This window comes from Streptomyces katrae (assembly GCF_000966975.1).
Lineage (GTDB): Bacteria > Actinomycetota > Actinomycetes > Streptomycetales > Streptomycetaceae > Streptomyces > Streptomyces katrae.
In genome coordinates, this window is the sequence record NZ_JZWV01000266.1 from 1 (window position 1) to 1,100 (window position 1,100).

3 protein-coding genes are annotated in these 1,100 nt (G+C 76.5%); 1 reads left to right on the forward strand and 2 read right to left on the reverse strand.

The window, feature by feature from the left end; genetic code table 11:
* On the forward strand, window positions 1-353 hold a 353-nt coding region (locus tag VR44_RS11470; protein ID WP_045947336.1), incomplete at its 5' end, for a CBS domain-containing protein.
* Between the two features lie 82 nt (window positions 354-435).
* Here VR44_RS11470 and VR44_RS44940 read toward each other — a convergent pair.
* Together VR44_RS44940 and VR44_RS48390 are read right to left on the reverse strand one after the other, a co-directional pair.
* The gene (locus VR44_RS44940) at window positions 436-645 is read right to left on the reverse strand and encodes an adenine nucleotide alpha hydrolase family protein (RefSeq protein ID WP_157880272.1); all 210 of its coding nucleotides are present in this window, start codon (window positions 643-645) and stop codon (window positions 436-438) included.
* A gap of 297 nt (window positions 646-942) precedes the next feature.
* A partial coding sequence (locus VR44_RS48390) for a putative PEP-binding protein (RefSeq protein ID WP_157880273.1) occupies window positions 943-1,100 on the reverse strand: 158 nt, incomplete at its 5' end.

Below are 1,100 nucleotides of genomic sequence, written 5' to 3' on the forward strand. Positions count from 1 at the left end.
ATCCCGAACAGTGCGTGGCCGTGGCCGCCCGCGTCATGGAGCGCCGGCACGTCGACCGGCTGCCGGTGGTGGACGAGGAGGACCGCCTCGTCGGCATCGCCACCCGCCGCGACCTCCTGCGGGTCTTCCGGCGAACCGACGACGAGATCCGCTCCGATGTCGCGGCCGAGGTCTCGGCCCACCTCCCGGCATCCGGCGGCGCTGCCGTCCGGGTGCAGGTGAAGGACGGAGTCGTCACCCTCCAAGGGCTCGCGTCCCCCTCCGTCGACCCGTTCGCCCTGCTGCGCGCGGCCTGGCGGGTGGAGGGAGTCGTGGGCGTGATGCACAGCCGCCGCCCGGACGACACGGCCTGAGAGCACGCCGGTACGGAACACGGGACAGCACACCGCGGTGCCGACGGCCGCTCGAGCCGTCGGCACCGCGGCGGGGCCGCGATCAGTCGTGCGGGACGACCGCCACCGGGGTCCGGGAGCGGTGCAGCGGAGTACGGGTGCGGCCTCCGGTGCGCGGCCCGAGGCGGGAGTCCCGGTTGCGGAGGCCGATGACGACGAGGGCGGCCGCATGAGGGGCGTCCAGCAGCCGCCGGGCGGGGTGTCCGGGCGGATCTCCGCGGTGACGTGCAGGCCCGGGAAGAAGTGCCGCCACTGGCCGAGCACCCTGGCGAGGACCGTCGCGGTGGCCGCGACCCCCGCCAGCGCCACCGGACCGACGACGAACCCGGCGGCCGCGCCCAGCCCGCGCGAGCCGACCGGATACGCGTGGGAGTTCTGCGTTTCGTTCGTCATGGTCATGCCCTTCGTGGAGCAGGGTGTCCCCCCGTCGCCACGCTCAGCCGACCCCCGTGCCGGAGGCGCCCGCAGGGGCCGACGGGCCCGGCGGCCGGCCCGTTGGTCCCTGCGGGAGGGCCCCGGTCGGGGCCCGCGCCGTCCGGGAGCGGCTGCCTCAGGTGCTGCTGCCCGCGGATGACGGCGGGAGCGCGGCGCGGCCGGCTTCCAGCCGGGCGACCGGTACGCGGAGCGGGGAGCAGGAGACGTAGTCCAGCCCCGCCGCGTGGAAGAAGCGCACGGACGCCGGGTCACCGCCGTGCTCCCCGCAGACTC